At 26.0% G+C, this 7,283-nt stretch carries 6 protein-coding genes and 1 pseudogene; 2 read left to right on the top strand and 5 right to left on the bottom strand.

The features are described from left to right. Window positions 1-296 precede the first annotated feature (296 nt). Both D9R21_RS03625 and D9R21_RS03620 read right to left on the bottom strand, forming a co-directional pair. Window positions 297-1,640, bottom strand: a complete 1,344-nt coding sequence (locus D9R21_RS03625; protein WP_126821140.1) for a hypothetical protein — start codon at window positions 1,638-1,640, stop codon at window positions 297-299. A 43-nt stretch (window positions 1,641-1,683) separates the two neighbouring features. Beyond that, window positions 1,684-3,290 (bottom strand): annotated as a pseudogene (locus D9R21_RS03620) (formate--tetrahydrofolate ligase). Between the two features lie 168 nt (window positions 3,291-3,458). Here D9R21_RS03620 and D9R21_RS03615 point away from each other — a divergent pair. Next, entirely contained in the window at window positions 3,459-4,319 is an 861-nt protein-coding gene (locus D9R21_RS03615; RefSeq protein ID WP_126821139.1) for a bifunctional 5,10-methylenetetrahydrofolate dehydrogenase/5,10-methenyltetrahydrofolate cyclohydrolase, read from the top strand. Window positions 4,320-4,393: 74 nt separating this feature from the next. On the opposite strand, the gene rbfA is transcribed toward D9R21_RS03615, so the two are convergent. Next, on the bottom strand, window positions 4,394-4,732 hold the full coding sequence (gene rbfA / locus D9R21_RS03610; protein ID WP_126821138.1) for a 30S ribosome-binding factor RbfA: 339 nt from the start codon (window positions 4,730-4,732) through the stop codon (window positions 4,394-4,396). Between the two features lie 167 nt (window positions 4,733-4,899). Between rbfA and D9R21_RS03605 the strand changes: the two genes are divergently transcribed. Beyond that, window positions 4,900-5,688 (top strand): hypothetical protein, encoded by a 789-nt coding sequence (locus D9R21_RS03605; RefSeq protein ID WP_126821137.1) that lies wholly within the window; start codon window positions 4,900-4,902, stop codon window positions 5,686-5,688. 22 nt (window positions 5,689-5,710) lie between these two features. On the opposite strand, the gene D9R21_RS03600 is transcribed toward D9R21_RS03605, so the two are convergent. After that, a complete protein-coding gene (locus tag D9R21_RS03600; RefSeq protein WP_126821136.1) occupies window positions 5,711-6,781 on the bottom strand; it encodes an alpha/beta hydrolase in 1,071 nt (356 codons plus the stop codon). 64 nt (window positions 6,782-6,845) lie between these two features. Beyond that, window positions 6,846-7,178: a cytidine deaminase gene (locus tag D9R21_RS03595; protein WP_241568724.1), complete on the bottom strand. Its 333-nt coding sequence runs from the start codon at window positions 7,176-7,178 to the stop codon at window positions 6,846-6,848. Window positions 7,179-7,283 lie beyond the last annotated feature (105 nt).

Genomic DNA, 7,283 nt, shown 5'->3' with positions numbered 1-7,283 from the left:
AGTTTTCATTCTTTATTAAAAAAAGCAACAATTCATAACAATATTTACTTATCGCATGACGAATATATTAATGATGTTAAAAAATGAAATAAATGATATTCAAGCCGCAAAGAAAAGGATATAATAAATAAAAGTTTATAAACCTTTTTTACTAATACTTACTTTTTGGGGTGCACTCTAAATCCTTATAAATAGTTTCAATAAAGTACTTTTCTCATAATAACATTATACCGTATATTTATTATTTTTAATTAAAAACTTAACTAGGAAAAGTTCTAATTCATAGTTTTTATCCTTTAATTATCATTACCAATAACATAATCATCATTTTTTAAGTTATCAACAGAAGTCATAATAGCTTGCAATCGCATATAATAATTTGATGATGAAATAATTGGATATTTTTTATCAAAATAAACCTTAATATATGTTAATTTTTTACGATAAGTTGTTAATCATTTATGTGCAATTAAATTTAGTTCCTCCATAATCTCTCGTTGATTAACACTTATGGCATCTTTTCGCTTTGCCGGATCCAGCTTTTTAAATAGACCTGTTGCTTTTTGTTTAAAATTAATTGCGTAATCAATAAAACCAACTACCCCTGAAATTTTAACTGGTGTAACATAAATTCCTAAATCATGATTACGGCAGTAATCATACTGAATTCGCGAAAAATTAGTATTTTTAAACTCTGATTGAACATAATTTAAATCATTAAATTCTTTAATATTATAAATTTTAAAATCCACATAATAATCATATGGTGTTAAAAAGCAATTATTGGTATATCAACTATAGCGTGAAATTGATTCAAAAATTTCTTCTTCAATAAATTCAAATTCACGAAAATAATATGTTTCTGTTTTTCAAAACCGTTCTAAAATATAAAAAATTAATTCTTCACCATCAATATTATTTAAAAATCAATTTTTTTGAAAATTAATATTACGATACTTCATTAAATCTTGTTTTTCAATCCGCTTACTCATATCAATTTTTTGTAAATAATTATCATATCTTTTTGTAAAATATTCATAAAACCATCGTAAAGTTAAGGTATATAAAATATAATAATATGGAAAATCATCTTTCAAAACGTACTTAATCAGTTTTATTAATGTTCGTAATAAATTATTAGAAATCTTATTAGCTTTATTAAAACCGTGGACAACTTGAATAACATTATCATTTTTTTCAATTCCATTTCGTCAAAAAATATATGTTAATTCTCCCTCTGAATTTTTTTTATAACAAAAAGGAATAATTCTTACAATAAAATTAATTTCATCGTTAACTTGATATTCTAAATAACCATCATTTTGACTATCCTTGATAACTGTTCCTTTGCTAATATTTTTGCGCATTTCATTTAAAACAACTTGAAACATTTGTTCACGTAAGCCTGTTTTATTTTTAGGATGATACTTAATAATGGCTAATTCTAACTCTAACTTGTCATATTTTGTTAATGTTTTAAAACCATATTCACCAAGAGCAATTGTTTGATAACCTAATTTTTGAAAACTATTTTTATAAATTCTAAAAATTTCCTGCATTTTTTTTCGAATATTAGTTGCTAAATTAAGTTGTTTACTAAAAATACTATTTAATTCTAAAAACTTTGCTTTTTTCTCCATTAAGTTCGCCCCTATCTTCTACTTAAAAATATTATAACAAAAATTATTTAATATTTATAATCTCATCATTCACAACATCAATGCTAACAGCATTAGGAACTTTATTTAAACCCGGCATCGTAATAATATCTGCTAAATAAACAATAAAATATTCTGCTCCTGAATTAATTTTTAAGTCACGAATAATAATTTGATCATCATAAGGATTTTTATTGCCAAAAATTGTTTGATGATTTTTAGCCATACAAACTGGTCAATGTTGATATTTTGTATTTTGTTGATAAAAATCAATCTTTGTTTGTGCCAAGGGACTAAAAACAATTTTTGTTGTTTGATAAATTTTTGTACAAATTATTTTAATTTTTTCAGTAAGCGATGTTGTTGATGGATTAAATAATAATTGATATTGTTGTGGTTTTTCAATTTCTTTAAGAATAGTTTTAACCAAAGTTGGATTATCTTTAATTCCGAAATGATATGTATTATTAATTCCAAATGGAATTTTTTGTTCTTTTAACCATTCAGTCACGACAGCAATTTCTTCAGGAGTGTCAGTTGCAAATTGATTTAAACAAACAACAAAATTTAAATAGTAATTTTGAATAATTTTAATATGATGTTGTAAATGCTCTAATCCTTTTTTCAAACTACCTAGATCAGCTGTTGCTAATGTTGTTTCAATAGCACCACCATGTAATTTTAATGCTCTAATTGTTGCTACTAACACTGTACAATCTGGTTTATATTCCTCGTTTAAATTAATAATATCATTAAATTTTTCAAACCCTAAGTCACTCCCAAATCCAACTTCACTAACAACATAATCACTTAATTTTAATGCTAAATTTGTTGCAATTAAAGAATTTGTCCCGTGGGAAATATTTGCAAATGGCCCACAATGGATTAATAATGGTGTACCATATTTTGTTTGTGCTAAATTTGGCAATAAAGCATTTTTTAATAAGGCTAATAATGAACCCGTAATTTTTAATTCGTGTAGGTAAACTGGTTCATTATTCAAATTATAAGCAACTATTGCTTGGTCTAAACGACGACGTAAATCATCAAAATCTTTACTTAAACCTAAAATTGCCATAATTTCGCTAGCAGCAGTAATTTGGAAATGTTCTGAACGATGTAATTTATCATTAATTTTTATTTCAATATTTCGTAAAGCACGATCATTAACATCCAAACAACGTTGTCAAACAATTTGTTTAGGATCAATTTGCAGTGGATTTCCTCAATAAAGAAGGTTATCAATCATAGCACTGACCATATTATTTGCTGTTGTAATTGCATTAAAATCACCAGTATAATGTAAATTAATTTCATTTCCTGGTTCCATAATGCATTCGCCGCCACCGGTTGCTGAACCTTTTAATCCAAACACTGATCCCAACGATGGTTCTCGTAATGCTAAAGTTTTTTGATATCCTAAATGATTCAACATATCAGCAATACCAATTGAACAAGTTGTTTTTCCCCCCCTGCTTTGGTTGGATTAATTGCTGTCACTAAAATAAACTTTGCTTTTTTAGGTAAATTAATAAAATTAAAGGCTTTTACTTTTGCTATATAATCACCATATTTAATTAAGTCATCATCTTTTAAATTAATTTTTGTTCCAATTGTGATAATTTTTTCCATTTTCTTTTACTCCTTTTAATTAATAATGTCCTATTTTTAGGGAGTGTCAATAATTTTTAAACACGATGCTATTTTAAAAATGCTAAGATTTTGTATTTAATTATTTAACTCTTTCAGATACAATAATTTATATACACGTATTTTAGCATAGAAAAGAGCGAAAATTTAATGGATAAAACAAAAATAATTGATGGGAAAATGGTTAGTGAATTAATCAAAGTAAAAATAACTAAACAAATTTTAAAAATTAAGGCAAAAAAGCAACGTGTACCTGCCTTAACAATTATTCAAATTGGTAATAATAAAGCTAGTACTACTTATATTAAAAATAAAAAAATTGCTTGTGAAAAAGTTGGTGTTACTTGTAATGTATTAAATTATCCAGATAGTATTGCCGAATCAGCTTTAATAAAAATTATTAATGACTTAAATAATAATTCTAACATTGATGCAATTCTTGTTCAACTTCCATTACCAATGCATATCAATAGTGAAAAAATTATTAACACAATAACAACTAAAAAAGATGTTGATGGGTTTACTCCAGAAATATTAGGCAATTTAATGCTTGAACATTATAACTTATTGCCAGGGACGCCAAAAGGAATTATCGCCCTTTTAAAACACTACCAAATTCAATTAGCGGGACAGCATGTTGTAATTATTGGCCGTAGTAACATTGTTGGTAAACCCCTTGCTAATCTTTTAATAAATGCCTCAGCAACTGTAACAGTTTGCCATTCACAAACAAAAAATTTATCTGTTTTTACAAAACAAGCTGATATTTTAATTTCTGCCGTGGGGAAAGCTAAATTTGTTACAGCAGAGATGATTAAAGAAAATGCTATTGTGGTTGATGTTGGAATTAATCGTGATGAAAATAATAACTTATGTGGTGATGTTGACTTTAATAATGTTTTATCAAAAGTAAAAATGATTACCCCTGTTCCTGGCGGAGTTGGGCCAATGACAATTGCCGCATTATTAGAAAACATCTTATATCTTTATCAATTAAATCAAGAAATATAAAAATGTTTCTTTTAACTTTTATATCACCAATATTTTAGTTAAAAGAAACATGCTTTGTACTTTGATAAGGTTTCTTATTTTAAATTTTGCAAGATTGCTTCAATATTATTCGCATTATCTAATGAATGATCAAAAACAAATTCTAAATCAGGACAACGATAAATTTCTAATTTATGCGCTAATTTACTTCGAATTTTATTTTTATAATTCTTAACAACATTGTGAAGTTCTGCCTCTGATTTATTTAATAATGATGAATAATAAACCTTTACATGACTCAAATCATTTGATAATTTGACAGCATGAATTGATATAGTATTTAAAATTTCATCGCGAATTTCTCGTTGCATAATAATTGTTAAATCACGGGTAATCAAAGATTGCATTCTTTCAACTTTAATTTTATTTGCCATTATCTCACCTTTTTCTAACTTACTAGCATTATAACAAAGCATTTTATAAAAAGAAATAATTTTATTAATAAACAAAATTATTTTTAAAAAGAACTGAAAAAAGAATTAGATGTCATTAAAAAAACAATTTTTATGTGATAGTATGTAAAATATACCAAGGAGAGACTATGAAACGTTGAAATTATCGGATTTGATACAAAGATTATCTCTGATATTATAAAGTAATAATTGCCAGTTTAGCTTTTGGATTTTTAACTTATGGATTTTACATGAATATTTTTAAAGAATTTTGATATGTAAAAGGAACAAAACTTACTAGTTTGCAAAATTATGACATCTTATTAAGTTTTTATTCTGTTCAAGTTAATATAATAACTATTACTTGGTTAATATTAGCAATTTTTAATCATCATCGTGAACAAAAAAGTTGATTTTTTTCAACTAATGCTAAATTAAGTATTTTAAACTGAAATTTATTAATGTTTTTTATTTTTTGAATTGGAATTATTATTGGTTATAAAAACGGGGAAGTAACAATTTCTGAATATAGTAAAGCACAAATTAGTTGTACTGTTGTTACTCATTTTATTATGCCAATTCTCTTTTTTGGTTATACCTTCTTGTCATTTGGTGATCATCGTCTTAGTTGAAAAAAAGACTTTTTACAAAAATATTGATGAATTAGTTTAAGTTATCCATTTTTTTATTTAATGTATGTTATTGTGCGGGCAGCAGCTTGAAAACGAGATGGCAATATTACTTGAGCATATCCTTATCCATTTTTAGACATTGATAATCCAATTATTTCAGGATTATCAAGAGTACAAGCAGAATGTTTTATTGCTTTTATTTTTATTATTTTTTTTACTATTTTTCACATTAGTTTGCATAGTCTTAACAATGGTATGTACCATGTTTTTAATAAAAATCAAAATAAAAATAAAAAAAGAAAATAGTGATAAATAACTTTATTTATCACTATTTTCTTTTTGCAGTTGTAATAAAATTTATTATTGCTATTAAATATTCCGTTGAATTATGATATATTCCGCGAACATGATCACAATCAAAAACAATTCGACGAATAATTTTTTGTTTTTCATACTTACGCTTATTCTGGTAAGCCACCCACCCCATTATATATGGTGTTGCGTGATCTTTCTTATTCAAGATATATAACACTGGTAATTTTGCTAATGCTTCCAAATTCTCACCAGGATTAATTTGTTCTGGATCATACCCGCGTGTTTCAATCGCATAACGACGAATTGCATAATAATGTTCATAATAATTAACTTTTGTCTTTAACATATAATAACGATATAAAACATTTAAATTACTAATTGTTGAATCTAAAACAGCACTATTAATTAATTTATTTTTATCAAATGCAAATTTTAAATATTCCATAATAACAAAAGTTCCCATTGACCAACCATGAAAATTAAGTTCCTTTAATTTTGGATCAATTTTAGTTTGTAAAAAATCAACTACTGCTGCTAAATCATATTTCTCATAGTAACCCATTGTTGTCATTTTAGTAGTTGATTCGCCATGATTTCGTTGGTCAAAAACAAGAATATTATAACCTAATCGAAGATAAATTAAACCAAAAAAAATTGCACGGAATTTATGTGAATTTAATCCGTGAACAACAATAACTCATTTTTTATTGTTGTCATTTTTTACTCATGAACGAATTGAAACTCCTTTTAACATCACATCTTCATAACCAGGAATATCATATTCCTGAATATCTCATTTTTGTGCTAATTCATCAGAAGTTAATGCCATTGGTTCAAGATGCAAACGCTTGGTTAAATCCATAATATACTTTTTACAATATGCTTCTAAATCATTATCAGTTTTTTTTCATCAAGTATGGTGAGTTAATAAAAACCGTTTGTCATGAAAAGCATAAAATATTTTAATATAAATAGCATTATTATGCATATATTCTTGCAATTGATCATCAGGAACAAGACGATAACTATGGTCAGTAACAAAATCTTGTTGAAAATCTTCCTCATCTTTATGTTTCTTGACCATCCTACTGTAAATCCTCCTTCGTGAAGCCATATGGTAGTAAATCTTTAATTGTTAAAACATATGATTAACCTTTTTGATTATAAATTTCAATTGGAATTCAATGATCAACTAATTCTCATAAAAATTGCCGGCATATTCCACAAGGAGAACCTGCTTGTTTACTGTCAATATATAAGTAAAATTTTATAATATCTGTTTTACGATAACCTAACGCATAAACCTGAGCTAAAGCTGTCCGTTCTGCGCAAATCGTAGCAGCATATTCTGAATTTTCAACATTAACACCAATAACTTCTGTACCATCTTTTAACAAACAAATTGCACTAACACGAAAATTTGAATATGGTGCATAAACTTTTTTACTTAATAATTTTAACTTTTCAAAATAAGTTGGCATTTCATTATAGAGTGCACCCCAAAAAGTAAGTATTAGTAAAAAAGGTTTATAAACTTTTATTTATTATATCCTTTTCTTTGCGGCTTGAATATCATTTATTTCATT

Source organism: Spiroplasma endosymbiont of Megaselia nigra (assembly GCF_003987485.1).
Taxonomy (GTDB): Bacteria; Bacillota_I; Bacilli_A; order Mycoplasmatales; family Mycoplasmataceae; genus Spiroplasma.
The sequence above is the reverse complement of the archived record's forward strand: the minus strand, read 5'-3'. Positions and strand labels throughout refer to the sequence as shown.